This window comes from Paraburkholderia bannensis NBRC 103871 (assembly GCF_000685015.1).
In the GTDB taxonomy this organism is placed as follows: Bacteria; Pseudomonadota; Gammaproteobacteria; order Burkholderiales; family Burkholderiaceae; genus Paraburkholderia; species Paraburkholderia bannensis.
Genome location: NZ_BAYA01000007.1, coordinates 32,778 through 57,572 on the forward strand (window position 1 = coordinate 32,778; position 24,795 = coordinate 57,572).

A 24,795-nucleotide genomic window follows, 5' to 3' on the forward strand; every position below is an offset into this window, starting at 1 on the left:
TCCGGCCTGCTCTTGCACTACTCTGAACAGGACGCGCCGCAAGCCCCGCGCGGCCCGCTCCGGCACAGCCCACGGGCAACGTGATCGCATCCGGTGACACATCGGCCTTGCATCCACGCCGCCCGACGTACCTGGAATCCGACCGATGGAACTTCCCCACGCCTATGCGCCGCGGATCTACTTCGTCCATTCCGTCCTTGTTGGGCCGCTTGACGCGTGGCCTGCGCAATTTGCGCATGCCGCGTCGCTCGGCTTCGACCATGTCCTGATCGGTGGCCTGTTCGCGCCTGGCGCGTCGGGCGACGACCGCATCGTCGCCGATCACACCCGCTTGCATCCCGCCTTCGGCTCGCAGGAACGCGTGGACGACGCGTTGCGCCTGCTCGTCGCCGCTGCGCGCTCGAGCGGCATCACGCTGCTCGCCGATCTCACGCTCGACCGCACCGCGGCGGACGGCGCGCTCTATGCCGAACACCCCGAATGGTTCCATCCGTTCGAGCCCGAGGACGCGCGCCTCGACCCCCGCCACGGCCATCTGGACGCCAACGTCGCCTATGCCGATTTCGACCGCGCGGGCGCGGCGCTCGCCGTCTGGTGGACGCAGCTTGCCGCGCGTCTGGCCGATGCGGGTCTGGGCGGTTTTCGGGTCGACTCGCCGCATCGCATGCCGGCGGGCGTGCTGCGCGCGATCTTCGACGGCGTGCGCGCCAGTCACGCGCAAACGCGCTGGCTCGCGGCCACGCCCGGCCTCGCGCGCGACGAGATCGCCCAGCTTGAGGACGCGGGTTTCGACGCCGCCTTCACGTCGCTGCGCTGGTGGGACTTCTCCGAGCGCTGGATGATCGAGGAACACGCCGTCGTGCGGCGCGTCGGCTCGCCCATCACGTTCCCTGAAGCGCCCTACGGCACGCGTCTCGCCCACGACCTGGAAGGCGCGGCGGACGCGCGCGCCATCGAGCGCGCCTACCGGCGCATGCTGCGCACGGCGGCGGCGCTCGGCACCGGCTGGCTCGTGCCGATGGGCTTCGAATACGGCCTGCACGACGCGACCAGCCACGGCGGGCGCGACGCGCCGGGCAACGCACAATCGTGGGCGCACATGAAAGCGCAGGCGCCCTTCGACTTTTCCGCCGACATCGCGCACGCCAACGCCTTGCAGCGCGAGACCTTCATCCTGCAAACCAATGGCGAACTGCGCGCGCTCAACGGCGCGGGCGCGCCCGTGGCCGCGGTGCTGCGCGGCGACCGCGACGACCTGCGCGTCGCCGACGAAGCGCTGCTCATGCTCGTCAATCCCGCGCTGGCCGCGCCGGTGCGCGTGAACATGGCGCATCTGCTCGACGGCGTGCCCGGCAACTTCACGCGCTTCACGCCGGTCGACGCGCAGAGCCTGCGCGGCGCGCGCCTGCCCGAGCGGCGCGACGCGAGCGCGGTGCCAGACAGCTTCACGCTGCCCGCGGGCGCCTGCTGGCTGTTTCGCGCACTGGCGACGCCGCTGGTTGCGCTCGCGCCGCCAGAGGATCTCGCGAAGTCACCCGCAAGCGGCCACAGGAGCGTGCTGGAAGCCATCGCCGCGCCGCGCATCGCCATCGAGAGCGTGACGCCTTCCGTCGATCACGGCCGCTTTGTCGCGAAGCGCATCGTCGGCGAGCGTTGCGAGGTGCGCGCGGCGATCTTCGCCGAAGGCCACGACCGCATCGACGGGGCGATCCTCTGGCGCGCCGCCGACGAAACCGCGTGGCATGAAGCGCCGATGTCGCCCGTGCCGCCCGCAGGCACGGACATGTGGAGCGGACATTTCCCGCTCGACCGCGTGGGCCGCTACGAATTCGTCGTGATCGCATGGCGCGACGATTTCGCCTCGCTCGTCGATCACCTGCAGAAAAAGCGCGCGGCCAACCAGCCCGTCCATCTCGAACTCGAAGAAGCGAGCCGTTTGCTCGCACTCGTGCTCGCCACGGCAGAAACCTCGGACGTGCCCGGCGAGGAACACGCGCGCAATCGCGCGGCGCTCGACGACATCGTCAGGCGCTTCATCGGCGCCGATACCGATACGCGCTGCGCGCTGCTCGCCGCGCCCGCCACCGCCGCTGCCGTGCGCGCCGCCCATCACCGGCCTTTCCTCTCGCGCGATGCGACCGTACAGCGCGTGGACGCCGAGCGTCCCGCCGCGCGTTTCGCGAGCTGGTACGAGATCTTCCCGCGCTCGATGAGCGACGACGAATCGCGCCACGGCACCTGGGACGACGTGATTGCGAAGATGCCGCGCGTGCGCGACATGGGCTTCGACGTGCTGTATTTCCCGCCAGTTCACCCCATCGGCCTTGCCAACCGCAAGGGCCGCAATAACTCGCTGAACGCGCAGCCCGGCGACGTGGGCAGCCCGTACGCGATTGGCGCGGCCGAAGGCGGCCACACCGCCGTGCATCCTCAACTGGGCACCCTCGAAGACTTCTGCCGCATGCTCAAGGCGGCGCACGATCACGGCCTGGAAATCGCGCTCGATTTCGCGATTCAATGTTCGCCCGACCATCCGTGGCTCAAGGCGCATCCGGGCTGGTTCGCCTGGCGTCCCGACGGCACGCTGCGTTATGCGGAAAACCCGCCGAAGAAGTACCAGGACATCGTCAATCCCGAGTTCTATGCGCACGACGCCAAGCCCGATCTCTGGCTCGCGCTGCGCGACGTGATCCTGTTCTGGGTCGATACGGGCGTGCGCATCTTCCGCGTCGACAATCCGCACACCAAGCCGCTGCCGTTCTGGGAATGGATGATCGCCGACGTGCGTTCGCGCCATCCCGACGTGATCTTTCTCTCCGAAGCCTTCACGCGTCCGCGCCTGATGTATCGCCTCGCGAAGATCGGCTTTTCGCAGTCGTACACGTACTTCACGTGGCGCGAATCGAAGCGTGACTTCATCGCCTACCTCACCGAGCTCACGCAGACCGAAGTGCGCGACTTCTACCGGCCTAACTTCTTCGTCAATACGCCCGACATCAACCCGCGCTACTTGCAGAACGGCGCGCGCTCGATGCACTTGATACGCGCGGCACTGGCGGCGCTGCTTTCCGGGCTTTGGGGCGTCTATAGCAGCTTCGAACTGTGCGACGCGCGGCCGCTGCCCAACAGCGAAGAATATCTGGACTCCGAAAAATACCAGTTGCGCGCGTGGGACTGGAACCGCCCCGGCAACATCATGGCGGAAATTACCCTGCTCAACCGCGTGCGCCGCGCCAATCCCGCCTTGCAGACGCATCTGGGCGTCACCTTCCTCGCCGCGCACAACGACGCCATTCTCTGCTTCGAAAAGGCCACGCCCGCGCGCGACAACGTGATCGTCGTCGCCATCAATCTCGACGCCTACAACGAGCAAGGCGCCGATATCGAACTGTCGTGGGCCACCTTCCAGCAGTGGCAGATCGACGACCATGCGCGTCTTGCGGTCGTCGACGAAATGACGGGCGAGCGCTTCGAATGGCAGGGCCGCTGGCAGCATGTGCGGCTCGATCCGCATACGAAGCCGTTCGCGATCTGGCGCATCGCGCCCATCGACGGCCTGCCGCGCGAGACGCCGCCCGAGTCTGCTCTTGATTCCGACGACGCACTCGACGCGCAACTCGAAAGCCACCCCGAACTGGGCGAGGATTTCCCGCCCGGAGGAGCGACATGAAACGCGATCCCTCGGTAACGCACGACCCCACCGCACCGACCGAAGACGACCACGGCGCGCACCGGGAACACGCCACGCAAAAGCGCGGCAAGCCCTCGCTGCTCACCGACGATCCGCACTGGTACAAGGACGCCATCATTTACCAGGTGCACGTGAAGTCGTTCTTCGATGCGAACAACGACGGCGTCGGCGACTTTCCGGGCCTGCTCGCCAAGCTCGATTACATCGCGGGACTGGGCGTGACGGCGATCTGGCTGCTGCCGTTCTATCCGTCGCCGCGCCGCGACGACGGCTACGACATCGCCGACTACCGCAACGTGCACCCCGACTACGGGCAACTGGCCGACGTGCGCCGCTTCATCCAGGAAGCGCACGCGCGCGGCATGCGCGTGATTACCGAACTCGTCATCAATCACACCTCCGACCAGCATCCGTGGTTCCAGCGCGCGCGCCGCGCGAAGCCCGGTTCGAACCATCGCAACTACTACGTGTGGTCGGACACCGACCAGCGCTATCAGGGCACGCGCATCATCTTCATCGATTCCGAGCCGTCGAACTGGACGCACGATCCCGTCGCGGGCGCCTATTACTGGCACCGCTTCTATTCGCACCAGCCCGACCTCAACTTCGACAATCCCGCCGTGCTGCGCGAAGTGCTGCACGTCATGCGTTTCTGGCTCGACATGGGGATCGACGGCCTGCGCCTTGACGCCGTGCCATACCTCGTCGAACGCGAAGGCACCAACAACGAGAACCTGCCGGAAACCCATGCGATCCTCAAGCAGATCCGCGCGACGATCGACGAGCATTACCCCAACCGCATGCTGCTGGCCGAGGCGAATCAATGGCCGGAAGATGTGCAGGAGTACTTCGGTAACGAAGACGAATGCCATATGGCATTTCACTTTCCGCTGATGCCGCGCCTTTATATGGCGATTGCGAGCGAAGACCGCTTTCCGATCATCGACATCATGAAGCAGACGCCGGACTTGCCGGAAAGCTGCCAGTGGGCGATTTTCCTGCGCAATCACGACGAACTGACGCTGGAGATGGTCACCGATTCCGAGCGCGACTATCTCTGGAACACCTATGCGAGCGACCGGCGCGCGCGCCTGAACCTGGGGATTCGCCGCCGTCTCGCGCCGCTCATGGAGCGCGACCGCCGCCGCATCGAACTGATCAATTCGCTGCTGCTGTCGATGCCGGGCACGCCCGTGATCTATTACGGCGACGAGCTTGGCATGGGCGACAACATTCACCTGGGCGACCGTGACGGCGTGCGTACGCCGATGCAGTGGTCGTCCGACCGCAACGGCGGCTTCTCGCGCGCCGACCCCGAGCAACTGGTGCTGCCGCCGTTGATGGGCTCGCTCTACGGCTACGACGCGATCAACGTGGAGGCGCAGACGCGCGATCCGCATTCGCTGCTCAACTGGACGCGGCGCATGCTCGCGACACGGCGCGCGAAGCAGGCCTTCGGGCGCGGCACGATCCGCTTCCTGCGCCCTGCCAACCGCAAGATACTCGCCTATCTGCGCGAAATGCCGGGTGAGCCGTCGATCCTCTGCGTGGCGAACCTCTCGCGCGCGCCGCAAGCCGTCGAACTCGACCTGTCCGAATTCGCAGGCACCGCGCCCGTGGAAATGACGGCGGACTCGGTATTCCCGCCCATCGGTCAGTTGCCCTATCTATTGACGTTTCCGCCCTATGGCTTCCTCTGGTTCCTACTTTGCCCGGGCAACCAGCGGCCATCGTGGAGCCAGCCGATTTCGGAGCAACTGCCCGAGTTCGTCACGGTGGTGATCCGCGAAGGCCAGGCCGGCGCGACGCCTGAAAATGTGCGGCTGCTCGAATCGGAAGTGCTGCCGTCCTGGCTCTCGCGGCGGCGCTGGTTCGCCTCGAAGGACAAGCCGCTGCGCAGCGTGAAGCTGGCCGCGCTCACGACGATCCAGGGCGCGGGCTTCGCGTTCACGGAAATCGAAGCCGAACTCGCGGACGGCACGAGCGAGCGCTACGTGCTGCCCATCGCGATCACATGGGGCGCGGACACCACTACGCCGCTGCACATCCAGCTCGCGCTCTCACGCGTGCGTCGCGGGCGCACCATCGGCTATCTCACGGATGCGTTCTCGCTGCCGTGGTTCGCCTATGGCGTGCTGCGCAAGCTGCACGAACGCGCCGCCGTGCCGACGGTGCAAGGCAGCACGATCCGCTTCGAGCCGACCGAGCGACTGGACGAACTCGAACTGGGCGACGAACCCGAAATACGCTGGCTGGCCGCCGAGCAGAGCAACAGCTCGCTCATCATCGCGGAAGCGCTCGTGCTCAAGCTCGTGCGCCGCCTGATGGCGGGCGTGCATCCCGAAGCGGAAATGAGCCGCTACCTGACGAAGCTCGGCTACGCGAACACCGCACCGCTTTACGGCGAAGTCGTGCGCGTCGATCCCGAGGGCGTGCCGCACACGCTCGCCATCCTGCAAGGCTATATCGACAACCAGGGCGACGCGTGGTCGTGGGCGCTCGACTATCTGCGCCGCACGATCGACGAACTCGCGCTCGCCGCCGACGATGGCGAAAGCGCTGACCCGGCCCATGAAGAAGAGGTCATGCAGAACTACGCGGCGGTGATTGGCGCGATCGGCAAGCGGCTGGGCGAGTTGCACGCCGCGCTCGCCTCGCCGACCGACGATCCTGCCTTCGCGCCCGAAGCCGCCACGCCCGCCGATGTGCGCCAATGGGTCGCCGACGCGAAGAAGATGCTGATCGAGGCGCTCGATATCGTGGCGCGGCAGGTGGGCGACGACGTCCACACGCTCGATGCCGATGCCAAAGACCTGGCGCGCAGCCTGGTCGATCGCCGCGACGCGCTGATCGAGGCCGTCGAAAAGCTCGTGCCCGACGATGCATCGGCGGCGCGGATCCGCATTCATGGCGACTTCCATCTGGGCCAGGTGCTGCTCGCGCAGGGCGACGCCTACCTGATCGACTTCGAGGGGGAACCCGCGCGCTCGCTCGACTACCGGCGCGCCAAGCAATGCTCGCTGCGCGACGTTGCGGGCCTGCTGCGCTCGCTGTCCTATGCGGGCGCGGCGGCACAATCGACCACCGAAAGCGCACCGCAGCAGCTCGCCGACCGCAAGCGCACGCTGTTCGAGCGCTTCCGTGGCCAGGCCGCCGAGACCTTCCTGAGCCAGTACCGCGCGGCCGTCACGAACGCGCCCATTTCGCTCGTGGGCGCCACGCACGAGCAGGCGCTGCTCGACCTGTTCCTGATCGAGAAGGCGGCCTACGAAATCCGCTACGAGGCCGCCAACCGGCCGACGTGGCTCGCCTTGCCGATCCGCGGCCTGGCCGCGCTCGCGAGCAGCGTGCTCGGCCTCACGCCGAACCAGGTTCAAGGACACACTCATGCGGGAGGAAGCGGACATGCCTGAGCGCGCCCCGGACGCCGGCCTGCAACATCACGACATCGATGCGCTGATCCACGCGCGCCATGCCGATCCGTTCTCCGTGCTCGGGCTGCACTGGGTCGACGGCGCACCCTACGTGCGCGCGTGGCTGCCGAACGCCTCGCGTGTGAGCGTGCTCGCGCGCGACCGCGCCCATACGCTCGCGGAACTCACGCAGGTGCATCCGGCGGGCCTGTACGCAGCGCCGCTCGCCGAAGCGGTGCCGTACCGGCTCGACATCGACTGGCATGGCGTGAACCAGGAAATAGAGGATCCCTATTCATTTGGCGCGCAGTTGAGCGAAGAGGCGCTGCGCCGTCTCGCCGACGGCGATCCCTATGCGGTGCTCGAATGCCTGGGCGCGCGTCCCGTTACGTGCGACGGCGTGCCGGGCGTGCGCTTCGCGGTATGGGCGCCGAATGCAAGGCGTGTTTCGGTGGTGGGCGACTTCAACGCCTGGGACGGCCGCCGCCACCCCATGCGGCTGCGTTACGAAGCGGGCGTGTGGGAACTGTTCATCCCGCGCGTGGCGCCGGGCGCGCGCTACAAGTACGAGATTCTCGGCGCGCAGGGCAATGTGCTGCCGCTCAAGTCCGATCCGTGCGCGCTCCAGACCGAAGCGCCACCCGCGACGGCGTCGATCGTCGCGCCCGTGGACGCGCTCGATCAGTTCGCGTGGCACGACCACGAGTGGCTCCAGGGGCGTGCGCAACGGCAGGATGCGCGCGCGCCCATGTCGATCTACGAAGTGCACGCACCGTCCTGGCTGCCCACGCAGGGCGCCGATGCGGCCACGCCCGACTGGCGCGCGCTCGCCGAGCGCCTGGTTCCCTACGCGCGGGGCATGGGCTTCACGCACATCGAATTGCTGCCCGTGGCCGAGCATCCGTTCGGCGGATCGTGGGGTTACCAGCCGCTCTCGCAGTTCGCGCCAACGGCGCGACTGGGATCGCCGCTCGACTTCGCCGCGTTCGTCGATCGCGCGCACGAAGCGGGCCTTGGCGTGATTCTGGACTGGGTGCCCGCCCACTTTCCCAACGACGCGCACGGCCTGATCGAATTCGACGGCACCGCGCTCTACGAGCATGCCGACCCGCGCGAGGGCTATCACCCCGACTGGAACACGATGATCTACAACCTCGGCCGCAAGGAGGTGAGCGCGTTCCTGATCGCGTCGGGCCTGGCGTGGCTGATGCGCTATCACGTGGACGGCCTGCGCGTCGATGCGGTGGCGTCGATGCTCTATCGCGACTACTCGCGCGCCCAGGGCGAATGGGTGCCGAATATCTACGGCGGCCGGGAAAACCTCGAATCGATTGCCTTTCTCAAGCGCCTCAATCACGAAACGCAGTACGTACCGCAGCGCCCTGGCGTCATCACCATCGCCGAGGAATCGACGGCCTGGCCCGGCGTCACCGCGCGCCCCGAGGACGGCGGCCTGGGCTTCCAGTTCAAGTGGAACATGGGCTGGATGCACGACACGCTGCACTTCATGCACGAAGACCCGATGTACCGCCGCTATCACCACCATCTGATGACCTTCGCGATGGTCTATGCGTACTCCGAACGTTTCGTGCTGCCGCTCTCGCATGATGAAGTCGTGCACGGCAAGGGCTCGCTGCTTGGCAAGATGCCGGGCGACCGCTGGCAGAAGTTCGCGAACCTGCGCGCGTATTTTGGCTTCATGTGGGGCCATCCGGGCAAGAAGCTGCTGTTCATGGGCGGCGAATTCGGGCAAATGGCCGAATTCGATCACGACGGCACGCCGCACTGGAACTTGCTGGACGACCCGCTGCATCGCGGCGTGCAGACGCTCGTGCGCGACCTGAACAAGCTGTATGCCGACGAAAGCGCGCTCTATGCGCTCGATACGGAACCGGGTGGCTTCGAATGGCTCGTCGCCGACGACAGCGAGAACAGCGTGCTCGCGTGGCGGCGCGTGGATGGTGCAGGTCGCGAGGTTGTCGTGATCTGCAACTTCACGCCGGTGCCGCGCCACGGCTACCGCATCGGCATGCCGCAGCCGGGCCAGTGGGAAGAGGCGCTGAACACGGACGCCGAAGTCTACGGCGGGTCGAACATGGGCAACGGAGGGATCGTATCGACCGAGCCGGTGCAGAGCCACGGCAAGCCGCAATCGGCGGCGCTCGTGCTGCCGCCGCTCGGCACGCTGGTCTTGCGGCTACGGCGCTGACCGGCGGATCACCCCATCAACCTGGGCAATTTCATCACTCGTCAGGAATCCGGTTCAATACAAGCGACACGAGAAGGAGCATCGCTATGGCTAACGGCATTCCCGAGCGCTTGCTGCCCGGTTCGCCGTATCCGCTGGGCGCGACGTGGGACGGTCTTGGCACGAACTTCGCCGTGTTTTCCGCGCACGCCTGGCGCATCGAGCTGTGCCTGTTCGACCCGACCGGGCGCAAGGAGCGTACGCGCTACACCCTGCCCGAATGCAGCGACGAAATCTGGCACGGCTACCTGCCCGGCGCGCATCCCGGCACCGTCTACGGGCTGCGCGCGCATGGGCCTTACCAGCCGCACCAGGGGCACCGCTTCAATCCGTACAAGCTGCTGCTCGATCCTTACGCGCGCAGGCTCGTCGGCCAGTTTCGCTGGTCGGACACGCTCTACGGCTATCGCGTGCATTCGAACCGCGTCGATCTTTCGCTCGACCGGCGCGACTCCGCGCCCGCCATGCCCAAGGCCGTCGTCAGCCATGACACTTTCGACTGGTCGCGCGACGTGCGCCCCAACACCCCTTGGGGCAAGACCGTGATCTACGAGACGCATCTGCGCGGCGTGTCGATGCTGCGCCCGGATCTGCGCTCGCATACGCGCGGCACGTTCGCTGCGCTCGGCGCGCCGCATTTCATCGAGCACCTGCACAAGCTGGGCGTCACCGCCGTCGAACTGCTGCCTGTCCACGCGTTTCTCAACGAGCGCTTCCTCGTCGAGCGCGGCCTGCGCAACTACTGGGGCTACAACACCGCGGCGTTTTTCGCGCCGGAGCCGTCCTATCTCTCGGGCTGCGATCCAGACGAAATGCGTATCGCCGTGCGCCAGTTGCACGCGGCGGGCATCGAGGTCTTGCTCGACGTGGTCTACAACCACACCTGCGAAGGCGGCGAAATCGGCCCGACCGTGTCGTGGCGCGGCCTGGATAACGCCTGCTATTACCGCTGCGTGCCGGGCGACGAGCGCCACTTCATCAACGATACGGGCTGCGGCAATACGGTCAATCTCTCGCATCCACGCGTGCTGCAGATGGTGATGGATTCGCTGCGCTACTGGGTCACGTCGTACGGCATCGACGGCTTTCGTTTCGACCTGGGCGTGACGCTCGGACGCGAGGCGCATGGTTTCGACCCCGCCAGCGGCTTCTTCGACGTGCTGCGCCAGGATCCGGTGCTGTCGCAGGTGAAGCTGATTTCCGAGCCGTGGGACGTGGGCCCCGGCGGCTATCAGCTGGGCAATCATCCCCCGGGATTCGCCGAATGGAACGACCGCTTTCGTGACAGCGTGCGGCGTTACTGGCGCGGTGCGCCGGGTCAGCGCGCGGATCTCGCCGCACGTCTCACGGGGTCGGCCGACCTGTTCGACAAGCGCACGCGCAGGCCGTGGGCGTCCATCAATTTCGTGACCTCGCACGACGGCTTCACGCTCGCAGACCTGGTCTCCTACGAACGCAAGCATAACGAAGCAAATGGCGAGGACAACCGCGACGGCCACAACGAAAACTGGAGCGCGAACTGGGGCGTCGAAGGGCCGACCGACGACCCCGCTATTCTCGATACGCGTGCGCGCGTCGCGCGTTCGATGCTGGCGACGCTGTGCATCGCCATCGGCACGCCGATGCTGCTGGCCGGCGACGAAACCGTGCGTACGCAGCACGGCAACAACAACGCGTACTGCCAGGACAACGAGATTTCCTGGCTCGACTGGTCGCTCGCCGCCACGCCGCAGGGCGAGGCGATGACGGCGTTTGCCGCGCGCGCCATCGCACTGCGCCGGGATCATCCCTTGCTGCGGGAGACGCACTTTCTGTTCGGTGATCGCGAGGTGCTGCCCGGCATGCACGACGTCGACTGGTTCGACGAACACGGCGAGCGTCTTTCGCCCGAAGCCTGGCAGGATCCCGAGGCGCGCGTGCTCGCCGTGCGTCGCGCGGGAGCGGGCCTCGATGGCGAAATCGAAGTATTGTTGATGATGCTGAATGCGTCGGCGCAGGGCGTGATGTTTCGTGCGCCCGCGCCGCGCCTGGCGTGGTCTGTGCTACTCGATTCCGCGCACCCCGGCGCGCCGCCGCATGCGCTTTGCGACGTGACGTTCGAGGTCGCTGCCCATGCGCTCGTCGTGCTGTGCGCGCGGCCTTCTTCGCGGCACGCGGGACAGGACTCGACTGCAAGCGTTGAAAGCATCGGCAAAGGGCCGCCGCCGCCCGACCCGCGTCAGCCCGCCGCCACGACATCGGACGCCAACGCTAACGCCAACGCCAACGATCACGCTGCTGGATAGCCACAGGAACCCGACATGGCCCTGCATCCCAACGATCCCCACGCTTCGCACCATCCTCACGAACCGCACGTGCGCCATTACATGCACTGCCTGCCGTTCGGCGCGCAGTTGACGGGCGCGGCGCTCGCGCAGCCGCACACGCGCTTTCGCTTCTGGGCTCCTTCGTGCAGCGCCGTGCAGGTGGTATTCGAAAGCGATGGCGAGCATGCCGCCGCCGCGCCGCTCGACATGACGCCGTCGCACAACGGCTGGTTCGAGACGCAAGCGGCATGCGGCGCGGGCACGCTCTATCGCTACCGGATCGACGGCGCTCAACTCGTGCCCGACCCCGCTTCACGTTTTCAGCCGCAAGGCGTGCATGGCCCGAGCGAAGTCATCGACGCGCGTGCCTACAAGTGGCAGCACACGCACTGGCGCGGCCGCGCCTGGGAAGAGACCGTGCTCTACGAGTTGCACGTGGGCGCGCTCGGCGGCTATCGCGGCGTGATGAAGCGCCTGCCCGCGCTTGCGGATCTCGGCATTACCGCCATCGAGTTGATGCCGCTGAACGACTATCCTGGCGAACGCGGCTGGGGTTACGACGTCGTGCTGCCTTATGCGCCGCACGCGGCCTACGGCACGCCCGACGAACTCAAGGAACTCGTCGATACCGCGCATGGGCTGGGATTGCAGGTGTTTCTCGACGTGGTCTACAACCACTTCGGCCCGGACGGCAACTGGCTCGGTCAGTATGCGAAGCCATTTTTCAAGGCCGGCACGCATACGCCCTGGGGCGAAGCGCTCGATTTCGGGCGCCCCGAAGTACGCGACTTCTATAGCGACAACGCGCTGTACTGGCTCACCGAATATCGCTTCGACGGCCTGCGGCTGGACGCCGTGCATGCGATCGACAATCCCGAATGGCTGCGCGAGCTTGCCGATCACGTGCAGGCGCGCGTGGAGCCTGGCCGCCACGTCCATCTGGTGCTGGAAAACGAGCACAACGAAGCCAACCTGCTGGAGACGCATTTCAGCGCGCAATGGAACGACGACGTCCATCACGCGCTGCACGTCATGCTTACCGGCGAATCGGAAGGCTATTACCGCGGCTTTACCGACCATCCGATCCAGAAGCTCGCACGGGCGTTGAGCGAAGGCTTCGTGTACCAGGGCGATCCTTCGCCCGTGCATGACGGCAAGCCGCGCGGCGAACCGAGCGCGCATCTGCCGCCGACGTCGTTCGTAATGTTCCTGCAGAACCACGACCAGATTGGCAACCGTGCCTTCGGCGACCGTCTGCGCACGCTCGCCGACGACGATGCGCTGCGCGCGGCCACGGCGCTGCTGCTGCTTTCTCCGCAAATTCCGCTGCTGTTCATGGAGGAGGAATACGGCTCGACGCAACCGTTCCAGTTTTTCACGGCGTTCGAAGGCGATCTCGCCGATGCCGTACGCGAAGGACGCCGCCGCGAATTCAAGGCCTTTAGCGCATTCAACGACGAAAAGCAGCGCGCGCGGATTCCCGATCCGAACGACGTGCAGACCTTCATCGACTCGTCGCCGCCCGCCGACGCGCCGCTCGACGACGAACGGCGCGACTGGATGCACTTCTATCAGTCCGCGCTGGTGGTGCGCGCGCGTCTGCTGATGCCGCGCCTGCATCACGCGCGTGCGCTTGGCGCGACCGTGCTCGCCGACGACGAAGGCAACGGCGCGCGCGCACTCATCGCGCGCTGGCGTCTGGGCGATGGCGAAACGTGGACGATCGCGCTCAATCTCGGCCGTGACGGCGTGCGGCTCGACGCCCCGCCCCAGGGCATGGTGGTGTTCGAGACGCCGCCGCGCGCGCGCGACCGCACCGACAACGGCGTGCTGCCCGAAAGCGCTTGCGTGGTCTGGGCCACCGGCAACGTGCCCGAGTACGCACAGCATCACGACGCGCGCAACGTGCGGCGCGAGGAGCCGCTCGCATGAAAAGCAGCCACAACGGAACCAGCGGCACGAGCAGCGCGCGACGCAGCGAAGCGCTCGCGGATCTCGCACAGCGCGCGGGCTTCGAGGTCGAATGGTCGGACGCGCATGGCGTCGCGCAACGCGTGCCGGACAGCACACTCGAAGCGCTGCTCGAATGCATGGGCCTGCCTTGCACGAACGGCACGCAGATGCGCCACAGCATGTCGGTGCTCAACGCCGAACAATCATCGCGCCGCCTGCCGCCGCTCATCACCGCCGAATACGAAAGCGCGATCGAGTTGCCTGCTTCGGTGGTGCGCACGGGCAGCCACTATCGCGTCGACCTGGAGAACGGCGAACATATCGAAGGCCGCTTCACGTCGCCCAAGGGCGCGCCCGCACTGCTCGCGCCACTGTCGGAACCGGGTTATCACACGCTCAGCGTCAACGATCACCGCTTGACGATTGCGGTCGCGCCGCCGCGTTGCCACAACGTCGCCGACGCCTGGCAGGCGCGCCACGGCCAGGACGCCCCATGCGTGCCGCCGCTGTGGGGCGTCGCCGCGCAATTATATGGACTCCGACGTAATGGCGATGGCGGCATCGGCGACTATAGTGCGCTGGCGACGCTCGCGGCACACAGCGCGCGGCATGGCGCGCAGGCGCTCGCGGTTAGCCCTACGCATGCGATGTTCAGCGCCGACCCAGGCCACTTCAGCCCGTACTCGCCCTCCTCGCGGCTGTGGCTCAACGTCACGCATATCGATCCCGCCGCCGTGTTCGGCGAGCAGGCCGCGCAAGAGGCCATCGCCGCCGCACACGCAGGCGAAGCATGGCGCGAGCTTGAGGCGTTGCCGCTGATCGACTGGCAACGCGCCGTGCCGCTCAAGCTCAAGGTGCTGCGCGTGCTGTTCGACCGCTTCGACGCCACCGAGCGCACGAGCGGTTCGCCGCGCGCCGCCGCTTTCGACGCGTTCTGTGCGCGCGGCGGCCAGGCGCTTGAAGATCACGCGCGTTTCGAAGCCCTTCAGGAAGCGATGCTCAGCGGCGGGCCGGAGCCCAGCGGCCTGCGTCACTGGCGCGACTGGCCCGAAGCGCTGCGCGATCCGCGCAATCCTGCGGTCGCGACCTTCGCGACGGAGCATCGGCGCGAAGTGGACTTTTATCGCTTCCTGCAATGGCTCGCCGCGGAAGGACTGACGCAGGCGCAACGCAGCGCACGCGACGCAGGCATGAGCATCGGCCTGGTCGCCGATCTCGCCGTGGGATGCGACGGCGCCGGCTCGCACGCCTGGTCGCTGCCCGACGACATGTTGCAATGCGTGTCGGTCGGTGCACCGCCCGACATCTTCAACCAGGCCGGACAAAGCTGGGGCCTCACGACGTTCTCGCCGCGCGCGATGCACAACAACGGCTTTCGCGCCTTCATCGACATGTTGCGCGCGGCTTTCGCGCATGCGGGCGGCGTGCGGATCGACCACATCCTCGGGCTGCGCAGGCTGTGGCTCGTGCCTGAAGGCGAAAGCGCGAAGCACGGCGCGTATCTGCGCTATCCGTTCGACGATCTCGTGCGGCTCATCGCGCTGGAGTCGTGGCGCCATCGCGCCATCGTGATCGGCGAGGACCTGGGCACGGTGCCGCCGGGACTGCGCGAGCGTCTGGCCGCGCATGGGCTGTACGGCATTCGCGTGCTCTGGTTCGAGCGCGAAGGCCACGGCTTTCTGCCGCCCGCGCGCTACGACCCGCATGGCGTCGCCACCACCACGACGCACGATCTGCCCACGATTGCGGGCTGGTGGCGCGGCGCGGATATCGACTGGCGCAATCGCATTGGCCAGACGCTGCCGCGCGCGGACGGGCGCGATCCCGTCGCGCTCGAACACGCGCAGCGCGAGACCGACCGCGCCGCACTCTGGCACGCGCTGCAGCAGACTGGCTTCGCGCCGCATGACGCCGCCCAGCCCCCGCCCGACGATCCTCCCGTGAACGGCGCGCTTGGCTACGTCGCCGCCAGCGCGAGCCCGCTCGTGACCTGTCCGCTCGAAGACCTGCTGGGGCTCGCCGACCAGCCGAACCTGCCCGGCTCCATCGACGAGCATCCGAACTGGCGCCAGCGCCTGCCGCTGCCCGTCGACGCCCTGTTCGCCGACCCCGCGTTCGCCGCGCGCGTGGAGACGATCGTGCGTGCGCGCGAGGCAGCGGGAACGCTACATGCACCAGCAAGGGACACGAACTCCAGCGCGCGCGCCGAACCCGCCGCGCCCCCCGTGCCGCCGACGCCATGACCTCTCCCCGCGCCACGCTGCGCCTGCAGCTTCATCACGGTTTCACCTTCGACGACGCGCTCGCGCAGCTCGACTATTTCGCCGCGCTTGGCGTGAGCCACTTGTATCTTTCGCCGGTCACGACGGCACAGCCCGGCTCGATGCACGGCTACGACACCGTCGATTACGGCACGGTGAGCGCGGAACTGGGCGGCGAAGGCGCACTGCGACGGCTCGCGGACGCCGTGCACGCGCGCGGCATGGGCCTGATCGTGGATATGGTGCCGAACCACATGGGCGTAGGCGGATCGCACAACGCGTGGTGGCTCGACATCCTCGAATGGGGGCGGCATAGCGCGTTCGCGCGCCATTTCGACGTGGACTGGCACTCGCCCGATCCCGCGCTGCGCGGCAAGGTGCTGATGCCGTTTCTGGGCGCGCAATACGGCGAGGAACTCACGGCGGGCCGCATCGAGCTGAAATTCGACGCGGCCAATGCACGCTTTTACGCGCAATACGGGCCGCATGTGGGCCCGATCTGTCCGGTCGATTACGCGGCGATGCTGCAATCAGCCGATCGCGCCGATCTCGCGGCGCTCGCCGCGTCGTTCCAGGGGCTCACCACGCAGCCCGACGACCAGGTGCGCGCGGCGGCGGCACGCGCGGCGTTGCGCGATTTCGTCCAGCGTGAAGGCACGGACGCCATCGAATTCATTCTGGAATCCTACCGAAGCGACGATCCTGTGCCGCGCGAGCGCCTGCATCGGCTATTGGAGCGCCAGCATTTCCGCCTTGCCTGGTGGCGCACGGCCACGGACGAAGTGAACTGGCGGCGCTTTTTCGACGTCAGCTCGCTCGCGGGCGTGCGGGTGGAACGGCACGATGTTTTCGAAGCGGTGCACAAGCTGATTTTTCGCCTCTACGCCGATGGCGTGATCGACGGCCTGCGCATCGATCATATCGACGGGCTGGCCGATCCGCGCGAATATTGCGAACGCCTGCGCCATCGGCTTGCGTCATTGCGTGCAGGGCAGCCGTATATCGTGGTCGAAAAGATTCTCGCGCGCGGCGAGGCGCTGCGCGAAGACTGGGCCGTGCAGGGCACGACCGGCTACGACTTCATGAACGACGTGGGCGCGCTGCTACACGATCCCGCTGGCGCCGCGCTACTCGCTGAAACATGGGCTGCGATCACGGGCGATGACGCGCCGTTTGCAGAGGTGTCGCTCGGTGCGCGACGCGAGATCTTGACGGCCTCGCTTGCGGCGGAACTCGATCATGCAGCGCGCGCGCTGCACCGGATCGCACGCGAGCAGCCCGTCACGCGCGACTTCACCTTCGCGACCGTGCATCGCACGGTCGCACAACTGGCGATGCACTTTCCGGTTTATCGGATTTATCCAGTCAATGGCGTGCGCAGTGCACTCGACAACCGCTACTTCGACGTAGCGCTGGCCGCCGCGCGCAAGACGTCGCCGCGCGCGAATCTGGGGGCACTCGAACAGGTTGACGGCTGGCTTGGCGCACGTGCGCCCGATCCGGCTAACGGCAATGGCGGTAGTGGCGGCAATAGCAGCAATAGCGGCAAGGCGGCCCGCACGGCGAATGCCAGCACGAGCAAGCACGGCGGACAGAATCCGCCGCCAGCGCCCTTGAGCCACGCACTGATCGCGCAGCGCACCGCGCTCGCGCTGTTCTCGCAACTCACCGCGCCGCTCGCAGCGAAAGCGACCGAAGACACCGCGCTTTATCGCTATGGCCGCCTGCTCTCGCGCAACGACGTGGGCACCGATCCCGACGACTTCTCGCTCGACGTCGCGGCGTTTCACGCCGCCAACGCCCAACGCCAGCGCCGCACGCCCCATGCGCTGCTCGCGACCGCGACGCACGATCACAAGCGCGGCGAGGACGTGCGCGCGCGTCTGGCCGTGCTCAGCGAGATTGCGCCCGAGTGGAGCGCGACGCTGCGTGCATGGTCGACGTCGAACCAGCCGCATCGGCGCGGCGATCCGGCGCAATGGTCGCCCGGCCCCGCCGCCGAAGCGATGCTCTACCAGACGCTGGTGGGCTGCTGGCCGCCCCAACTCGACCCCGCCGATGCTGCGGGCGTTCAAGCACTGGCCGAGCGCGTCGCGCAGTGGCAATTGAAGGCGCTGCGCGAAGCGAAGCTGCGCACGAGCTGGATCGCACCCGATGAAGACTATGAGTCGGAGTGCCAGGCATTTTTGTTCGACATACTCTCGCCGCAGCGGCGCGAGGGCTTCCTGAACGAGCTGGCCACGTTCGTCGCGCGCATCTCGCCCGCAGGCGCGTTGAATACGCTGCTGCAAACCGTGCTGCGCATGACCTCGCCAGGCGTCCCCGATCTCTATCAGGGCACGGAGCTTTGGGACTTCAGTCTCGTCGATCCCGACAACCGTCGGCCCGTGGATTACGCGCAGCGCGCGGCCTCGCTGGACAACGTCGCGCCCGCCGCCAAACTCTCGAACTGGCGCGATGCGCATGTGAAGCAAGCCGTGATTCACCGGCTGCTCGCATTGCGTGAGCGCGCGCCGGGTTTGCTGCGCGAAGGGGAATATTGGCCGCTGGAAGTGCGTGGCGCGCTGGCCGCCCATGTGATTGCGTTCGCGCGGCGTCATGGCGACGACTGGGCGGTGATCGTCGGTACACGTCACGCGGCGGCATGGCTCGATGGAGACTTGCCGCGCGTTGCGCCGGAGCGCTGGGAGGATACGGCCATCGCGTTGCCCAAAGGCTATCCTGCGTCGGCGCTGCACGACTGGCTCGCCGACGTGGATCACGCCGCAAAAAAGGACGCCGCCCAGGACGACGAGGCGACCTGGCTGCCGCTGCGCGACGTACTCGCGGCGCTGCCCGTCGCCGTGCTCACGAACGTCGCGCGAAGCTGACGCTGCCGGGACTTAGCCGCCTTCGTCCTCAAGATCCTTCGGGTAGATGCGCACGAGCACGATGCGCGGCCCCTTCATCTTCTTCACGACGATATCGAAGCGATCGAACGACACGCGCTGTCCTTCGGTCGGCAAGTCGTTGAGCGCGTGGATTACGAGACCGCCCACCGATTCCGCGCGCCCTTCGTCGATGTCGATACCCAGCGCCTGCTCAAGCGACACCACCGGCAAGCTGCCGCGTCCCATCAGCGTGCCGTCGTCCATGCGCGTCCAGTCGGTATCGGCCTGATGGAATTCGTCGTGAATCTGGCCCACCAGCGCGCCCAGCAGATTGTCGAGCGTGAGAAAGCCGCTCGGCCGCATGCCTTTGCGCCCGACCAGCGCGAAGTGCGGCGCGCCCTTGCGAAAGCGGCGGAACAACGCGAGCGCGGGCGTTTCGGGCTTCACGTACTGCACCGGGCGCACGAACTTGCCGAGGTCGTCGAGCGTGTGTCCCGCTTCGCGCGCGAGCAGCAGATCCTTCAAGTGGATGAGGCCCGCGACGTGTTCGCCGGACGCGTCCTCAAACAGCGGATAGCGGCTGAAGCGATGGCGCGCGACGATCTGCATGTTTTCGCGCAGCGACAGGTCGCGGCGCAGGCCGACCATTTCGTGCGCGGGGCGCATGAGGTCGGAAACGGTCAGGCGCGAAAAGTCGAGCGAGTGCGCCAGCGTGTTCCATTCATCGACGCTCAATGCGCTCGCGCTGCCTGCCGCGCCCTGCGCGAGGCTCGCGGCGGCTTCGCGCGCGGGACGGCGGCGCGCGGCGCGACCCTGCGCGCCTTCGTGTGCGCCGGTATCGGCATGAGCGTGCAGCGCGGCCTGCGCTTCGGCCTCAGCCGCGGCGGCGGCGCGGCGGCTACGCAGGATCAGCTTGAGTTCTTCCGTCGAGTAGTGCGCTTCGCTGCCGTGGTCGGCGGACAGGCCCGCGAGACGCAGCACGGCGTTGGCGCTGGAATTGAGCAACCAGATCGCCGGATACATCGTCCAGTAGAAACCGTAGAGCGGCGTGGCGGCCCACAGCGAGATCTTTTCGGCCTCGCGGATCGCCAGCGATTTCGGCGCCAGTTCGCCCACCACAATGTGAAGGAACGAAATCGCCGTGAACGCGAACACCAGCGAAATGGCGTGGATCAGTTCCGGCGACTTCACGCCGACCAGGTCGAATACCGGTTCGAGCAACTGCGCGAATGCCGGCTCGCCGATCCAGCCCAGGCCAAGCGAAGCGAGCGTAATGCCGAGCTGGCAAGCCGACAGATAAGCGTCGAGCTGACCGTGAACCTTGGCGAGCAGGCGGCCGCGCAGTCCATGCGCGGCGGCGAGGCTTTGCACGCGCGTCGCGCGCAGCTTGACGAGGCCGAACTCCGCCGCGACGAAAAAACCGTTGAGGGCAACGAGGAACAGCGCGCCGATCAAGGCGATGAGCTGAGTCAAGACCTGAAACTCCGAATTTGCGAAGCGCTCAGTATAAGGGTGAAAGAACCCTGTAAGGCATCGACGGCCCGCGTGAGCGGGCGCGTCGCTTCATAAGGTGTTGGGCGTTACGTATCCGGCGGGCCTCAGGCGGCCTTCAGGCAACCTTCAGGCAAAGTTCCAGCAGGCTTCAGGCGGCGCCCGACGGCACGCTCAGCGTGAACAGCGCGGCCTCGCCTTGCACGAGCGGCTGCGCCTCGAAACGTCCGCCGTGGGCTTCCGCCACGCGCTGGCAGAGCGCGAGCACCCACGGGAAACGGCCCACTTCCTGCGGCTCGCGCGCTTGCGCGCGGGCGAACGGTTCGAGCACGTGCGGCAGGGTTTCGTCGGTCAGCGCGTCGAGGCTGGCTTGCCAGCGCACTTCGAACTGCGCCGCCGCGCCTGTCGCGCCAGTTGCACTTACGGCGAGCGTCACGGTGCTGCCGCGCACCCCGGTTTCGGCCGCAAAAGCCAGCAGCAGCCAGAGCGCCTGGGCGACGCGCTCGCGTCCGGCATCGAGCGTGACGCCGCTCGGCACGCCCTCCACGGCGATGCTCACGCCGCGTGCGTCGGCAAGTGCCGCGCGCGTGTCGGCGACCGCTTCCTCGATCAGGGCGTCCAGTTCGAACGGCGCGCGTTCGAGCTGCAATTTGCGGGTTTCGGCGCGGGTCGTATCGACCAGCGTTTCGAGCAGGTGCACCTGCTGCTCGACGCCCGTGCGAATGCCGGCGAGCGCGCGCTGCGCGGCCGTATCGGCGTTGTCGATCTTGCGGTCGAGCACGTAGGCCCAGCTATGGATTGCATTCAAGGGGCTGCGCAGATCGTGCGACACGCGCGAAAGCACGTAATCGCGCATGAAAAGCGCGGCTTCGGCACACAGGCGGGCCGTTCGTTCGGTACGGGTAGTGGTGGTCGACGCCATCGGTTTCCTCTTCTCTCACCCGCTTGGGCGGGCTGGCCTTCCGGCTGGGCCAGGGCCCCATTATAGGCAGGGGCGCGAAGCCGCGGCGGCATTGCGCCCGTCTTGCGCCCCTCATGAACGCCTTGCATGCGGGCGCTCCTTCGCGGCGCATGCGCTGTGCCCGCCTGGGCAACGGCGCACGCGTCCTGTACTGGCCGCCTCGGCAGCCTGCAAAGCGCCTACAATAGCGCTTTTACCCAATCCGATTCAGGAGTGTTCCATGTCTATCGTGACCACCGCATCCGGCCTCAAGTACGAGGACCTGACCGAAGGCACCGGCGCAGAAGCCACCGCCGGCCAGACGGTCAGCGTGCACTACACCGGCTGGCTGACGGACGGCCAGAAGTTCGATTCGAGCAAGGACCGCAATGACCCGTTCGCCTTCGTGCTGGGCGGCGGCATGGTCATCAAGGGCTGGGACGAAGGCGTCCAGGGCATGAAGGTTGGCGGCGTGCGCAAGCTCACGATCCCGCCGCAACTCGGCTACGGCGTGCGCGGCGCAGGCGGCGTGATTCCGCCGAACGCGACGCTCGTGTTCGAAGTGGAACTGCTCGGCGTCTAAGCAACAAGGCGGTCAGTGCGACCGCCTTTTCATTGCGCTCGCCTTCTGAGCCGTTCGACATGAATCCGCATCACCACGCTCCCGTCCTCGCGCCCGGCGTCGAACTGCGCCGCTATGGCGCGATCGAAGCCACCGACCTGCACGACTTTCACCAGATCGTGCTGGGGCTCGACGGGTCGATGGAGATGTCGGTGAACGGCGTGGGCGAGCGTATCGACGAATGCTCCGCCTGGCTGATTCCGGCCGGCGCGCAGCATGACTATGTCGGCATCGGCGACAACTGCCAGCTCGTGATGGATCTGCCCGCGGCCTCGCTCGCGGTGCCCGAGCGACTGTTCGATAGCGCCCGCGCCGTACGCGTCGACCCGGCGCTCACCGCGCTCGTGCGCCAGATTGCAGAACGCGCCTCGGTCGCGCAGCAGGACGCCGATACGGCGTTACGCGTGCGCCGCTTCCATTGGGACGCTTCGGCGCGCCTGTGCGCCGCCGTGATCGCGCAGACCGGCATTGCCGGCGACGCGAATTTCGCCGCGGCCGCCGGACTCGACTTCGCGCGCATCGACCGCTGGCTGCGCGCGCATCTCGCGGAGCCATTGCGGATCGCCGATCTCGCCGCGCATTGCGGCTTCGGCATGCGGCGCTTTCATCAGCTTTTTATCGAAGCGTTCGGCGAAACGCCGCATCGCTACCTGCAACGTCTGCGGCTCGACAGCTCGCTGGCGCTGCTCGCAGACCCGCGCCGCTCGCTCACGCAGATCGCGCTGGAAGTGGGCTTCGGCGACCAGAGCGCGTACACCCACGCGTTTACGCGGCGCTTCGGGCTTGCGCCCGGACAGTGGCGCGCATTGCCCGCGCATTGAGCGCAGGCAGGCGCTTCATTCGAAGCGATAGTCCCACTGCGCCTGCGCGCCCACGGCCAGGCGCCTGCCCGCGCCGCTCACGACAATCGCGTTCTGCCCGAAGGTCAGGCCGCCATCCACCCGCGCATCGGCGCGAAACGTCTGCAAGGTATCGAGCGGCTCGGCCGGCCATTGCGCGTCGTGCTCGCCAGTCTGCTGATCGATGGTCGTGATCGGACAGCGCGCGCACGGCTTCACGAAACGCAGCACCACGTCGTCATGGCCCGCGTCGCCTTCGATGGACAGCGTGTCGATGAAGTCCTCGTCGAACGCTTCGCCCGCATCGCCGACGACGATATTCGGGCGAAAGCGGCTCATCGGCACGGGCGACGCGCCTTTGGCTTCAAGGCGCGCGTTGAGGTCGGCCAGCGACGATTCGCTCGTGACCAGGATCGGGTAGCCATCGGCGAATTCGGTGGGTGCGTCCTCGTCCAGCGTCCACTTCTTGCTGGCCAGACGCGTGACGTCCTGCGCGAAACGCACGAGGCGCACCGGCACGCCCAATGCACGCGTGAACCATTGCGCCGCCGCATCACCTTCGTCGAGTGCATCGAAGCTGTCCTTCCAGACCGTTGCGCGCACACGCATCTCATCGCCGCGCGGTGCGAACGGCAGCAGAAGCGGCGCGTCGACACCCTCCATCGCAAGCCGCACGCCGTCATCGACAAAGGTCGGCACGATACGCGCCATTGCTGCGTATTCGCGCTGCGAGACGAAGCGGCCCGTTGCGTCCACAACCATCCAGTGACGACCCCACATCAGTCCCTGCAATTCGAGTTGCGCGCGGTCGAGCGCGATCGCGCCGCACGATTTCACCGGATAGACGAACAAGCCACGAATCACCGCCATGATGCACTCACCCAATAATTAGAATATCGCCCGAAACAAGGCGTCTTATTGCACGCCGTCGAGTCCGCGCGCGAGGTCGCGGCGCACGTCCTGCGGATCTTCGAGTCCCACGGCGAGACGGATCAGCCCTTCGGTAATGCCCGCCGCCGCGCGCGCCTCTGGCGTGACGCGGCCATGCGTCGTCGTGGCCGGATGCGTGATGGTCGTGCGCGTGTCGCCCAGGTTACCGGTGATCGAGCAGACCTTCGTGTTGTCGATCACGCGCCAGGCGTTGGCGCGCTGGGCCTCCGGCGTGTCGCCTTTCAGCTCGAACGAGACAATCGCGCCGCCCTTCTTCTGCTGACGCATCGCCAGCGCGTGTTGAGGATGCGATTCGAGGCCCGGATAGAAAACGCGCTTCACAGCCGGATGCGCTTCGAGCCAGCGCGCGATTTCGAGCGCGTTGTCCGATTGCTTCTCCACGCGCAGTGAGAGCGTTTCCATGCCCTTGAGCAGCACCCACGCGTTGAACGCGGAAAGCGTCGGCCCCGCGCTGCGCACGAATGGAAACACCTTCTCCTGAATGAACGCCTTCGAGCCGACCAGCGCCCCTCCCAGCACGCGTCCCTGGCCGTCGAGAAACTTGGTCGCCGAGTGCATCACCACATCCGCACCGAACTTGAGCGGCTGCTGCAGCGCCGGGCTGCAAAAGCAGTTGTCGACGACAAAGAGCGCACCGGCGGCTTTGGCGACCTTGCTCACGGCTTCGATATCGGCGACTTCGGTGAGCGGGTTCGACGGCGTTTCGAGGAAAAAGAGCTTCGTTTCAGGGCGCACCGCTTGTTGCCACGCATCGAGATCGTGCGGATCGACGAACGTCGTCGTGATGCCGAAGCGCGGGAAAATCTGCGAGAACATGCCCAGCGTCGAGCCGAACAGGCTGCGCGAACTGACGATGTGATCGCCCTGCTGCAACGTGGCCATCACTACCGACATGATCGCGGCCATGCCCGACGCCGTCGCCATGCAGGCTTCGCCGCCTTCGAGCGCGGCCAGCCGATCCTGGAACATCGTGACGGTCGGGTTGGTGAAACGCGCGTACGTGTAGCCGGTTTCGGAATTCGCGAAGCGCTCGGCAGCTTCGGCGGCGCTGTTGAAGCAGAAGCTCGACGTGAGGTAGAGCGCTTCCGAATGCTCGTTGAACTCGCTGCGCAGCGTGCCCGAGCGTACGGCCAGCGTGTCGAAGTTGAAGTTGTCGTCCATGCCGGTGTTCTCCGTTTTCTCCGTGTCCTGAAGCATCATGCTTCAATCT

The 24,795-nt window shown here is 66.9% G+C and carries 13 protein-coding genes; 9 read left to right on the top strand and 4 right to left on the bottom strand.

What is annotated here, in order from left to right; genetic code table 11:
* Nucleotides 1-145 precede the first annotated feature (145 nt).
* The 7 genes from BBA01S_RS41120 to treY all read left to right on the top strand — a co-directional run bounded on the left by BBA01S_RS41120 (nt 146) and on the right by treY (nt 18,742).
* Nucleotides 146-3,670 (top strand): maltotransferase domain-containing protein, encoded by a 3,525-nt coding sequence (locus BBA01S_RS41120; RefSeq protein ID WP_063750541.1) that lies wholly within the window; start codon nt 146-148, stop codon nt 3,668-3,670.
* Nucleotides 3,667-7,104, top strand: a complete 3,438-nt coding sequence (gene treS / locus BBA01S_RS41125; protein ID WP_042297042.1) for a maltose alpha-D-glucosyltransferase — start codon at nt 3,667-3,669, stop codon at nt 7,102-7,104. Before BBA01S_RS41120 ends, treS begins: the two co-directional genes overlap by 4 nt.
* Complete coding sequence (gene glgB, locus BBA01S_RS13485) at nt 7,097-9,313, top strand: 1,4-alpha-glucan branching protein GlgB (protein WP_027816916.1); 2,217 nt, start codon at nt 7,097-7,099, stop codon at nt 9,311-9,313. The genes treS and glgB overlap by 8 nt, the downstream gene beginning before the upstream one ends.
* Nucleotides 9,314-9,399: 86 nt before the next feature.
* Nucleotides 9,400-11,637, top strand: coding sequence for a glycogen debranching protein GlgX (glgX, locus tag BBA01S_RS41130; protein ID WP_084162129.1), 2,238 nt, complete (start codon nt 9,400-9,402; stop codon nt 11,635-11,637).
* A gap of 15 nt (nt 11,638-11,652) precedes the next feature.
* Nucleotides 11,653-13,590 carry a malto-oligosyltrehalose trehalohydrolase gene (treZ, locus tag BBA01S_RS13495; protein ID WP_042297045.1) on the top strand — a complete coding sequence of 646 codons (1,938 nt, stop codon included), beginning with the start codon at nt 11,653-11,655 and terminating at the stop codon, nt 13,588-13,590.
* On the top strand, nt 13,587-15,854 hold the full coding sequence (malQ, locus tag BBA01S_RS13500; protein ID WP_027816918.1) for a 4-alpha-glucanotransferase: 2,268 nt from the start codon (nt 13,587-13,589) through the stop codon (nt 15,852-15,854). The genes treZ and malQ overlap by 4 nt, the downstream gene beginning before the upstream one ends.
* Nucleotides 15,851-18,742, top strand: a complete 2,892-nt coding sequence (gene treY, locus BBA01S_RS13505) for a malto-oligosyltrehalose synthase (protein ID WP_027816919.1) — start codon at nt 15,851-15,853, stop codon at nt 18,740-18,742. Before malQ ends, treY begins: the two co-directional genes overlap by 4 nt.
* 12 nt (nt 18,743-18,754) lie before the next feature.
* Here the strand turns inward: treY and BBA01S_RS13510 are convergent, their stop codons facing one another.
* Both BBA01S_RS13510 and BBA01S_RS41135 read right to left on the bottom strand, forming a co-directional pair.
* On the bottom strand, nt 18,755-20,215 hold the full coding sequence (locus tag BBA01S_RS13510; protein ID WP_027816920.1) for a hemolysin family protein: 1,461 nt from the start codon (nt 20,213-20,215) through the stop codon (nt 18,755-18,757).
* Between the two features lie 169 nt (nt 20,216-20,384).
* Complete coding sequence (locus tag BBA01S_RS41135) at nt 20,385-21,155, bottom strand: sensor histidine kinase (RefSeq protein ID WP_042297048.1); 771 nt, start codon at nt 21,153-21,155, stop codon at nt 20,385-20,387.
* A 259-nt stretch (nt 21,156-21,414) separates the two neighbouring features.
* Here BBA01S_RS41135 and BBA01S_RS13520 point away from each other — a divergent pair, with 259 nt between their 5' ends.
* Both BBA01S_RS13520 and BBA01S_RS13525 read left to right on the top strand, forming a co-directional pair.
* Nucleotides 21,415-21,756, top strand: coding sequence for an FKBP-type peptidyl-prolyl cis-trans isomerase (locus tag BBA01S_RS13520; RefSeq protein ID WP_027816921.1), 342 nt, complete (start codon nt 21,415-21,417; stop codon nt 21,754-21,756).
* Between the two features lie 59 nt (nt 21,757-21,815).
* Nucleotides 21,816-22,616 carry an AraC family transcriptional regulator gene (locus tag BBA01S_RS13525; protein WP_027816922.1) on the top strand — a complete coding sequence of 267 codons (801 nt, stop codon included), beginning with the start codon at nt 21,816-21,818 and terminating at the stop codon, nt 22,614-22,616.
* Nucleotides 22,617-22,631: 15 nt separating this feature from the next.
* Here BBA01S_RS13525 and BBA01S_RS13530 read toward each other — a convergent pair whose 3' ends face one another.
* Nucleotides 22,632-23,504 (bottom strand): MOSC domain-containing protein, encoded by an 873-nt coding sequence (locus BBA01S_RS13530; protein ID WP_027816923.1) that lies wholly within the window; start codon nt 23,502-23,504, stop codon nt 22,632-22,634.
* Between the two features lie 45 nt (nt 23,505-23,549).
* Nucleotides 23,550-24,746 carry an O-succinylhomoserine sulfhydrylase gene (locus BBA01S_RS13535; RefSeq protein WP_027816924.1) on the bottom strand — a complete coding sequence of 399 codons (1,197 nt, stop codon included), beginning with the start codon at nt 24,744-24,746 and terminating at the stop codon, nt 23,550-23,552.
* Between the last annotated feature and the right edge of the window lie 49 nt (nt 24,747-24,795).

Coding starts and splice junctions, on each gene's coding strand:
- BBA01S_RS41120 (WP_063750541.1), top strand. CDS start 146: ATGGAACTTCCCCACGCCTATGCGCCGCGGATCTACTTCGTCCATTCC.
- treS (WP_042297042.1), top strand. CDS start 3,667: ATGAAACGCGATCCCTCGGTAACGCACGACCCCACCGCACCGACCGAA.
- glgB (WP_027816916.1), top strand. CDS start 7,097: ATGCCTGAGCGCGCCCCGGACGCCGGCCTGCAACATCACGACATCGAT.
- glgX (WP_084162129.1), top strand. CDS start 9,400: ATGGCTAACGGCATTCCCGAGCGCTTGCTGCCCGGTTCGCCGTATCCG.
- treZ (WP_042297045.1), top strand. CDS start 11,653: ATGGCCCTGCATCCCAACGATCCCCACGCTTCGCACCATCCTCACGAA.
- malQ (WP_027816918.1), top strand. CDS start 13,587: ATGAAAAGCAGCCACAACGGAACCAGCGGCACGAGCAGCGCGCGACGC.
- treY (WP_027816919.1), top strand. CDS start 15,851: ATGACCTCTCCCCGCGCCACGCTGCGCCTGCAGCTTCATCACGGTTTC.
- BBA01S_RS41135 (WP_042297048.1), bottom strand. CDS start 21,155: ATGGCGTCGACCACCACTACCCGTACCGAACGAACGGCCCGCCTGTGT.
- BBA01S_RS13520 (WP_027816921.1), top strand. CDS start 21,415: ATGTCTATCGTGACCACCGCATCCGGCCTCAAGTACGAGGACCTGACC.
- BBA01S_RS13525 (WP_027816922.1), top strand. CDS start 21,816: ATGAATCCGCATCACCACGCTCCCGTCCTCGCGCCCGGCGTCGAACTG.
- BBA01S_RS13530 (WP_027816923.1), bottom strand. CDS start 23,504: ATGGCGGTGATTCGTGGCTTGTTCGTCTATCCGGTGAAATCGTGCGGC.
- BBA01S_RS13535 (WP_027816924.1), bottom strand. CDS start 24,746: ATGGACGACAACTTCAACTTCGACACGCTGGCCGTACGCTCGGGCACG.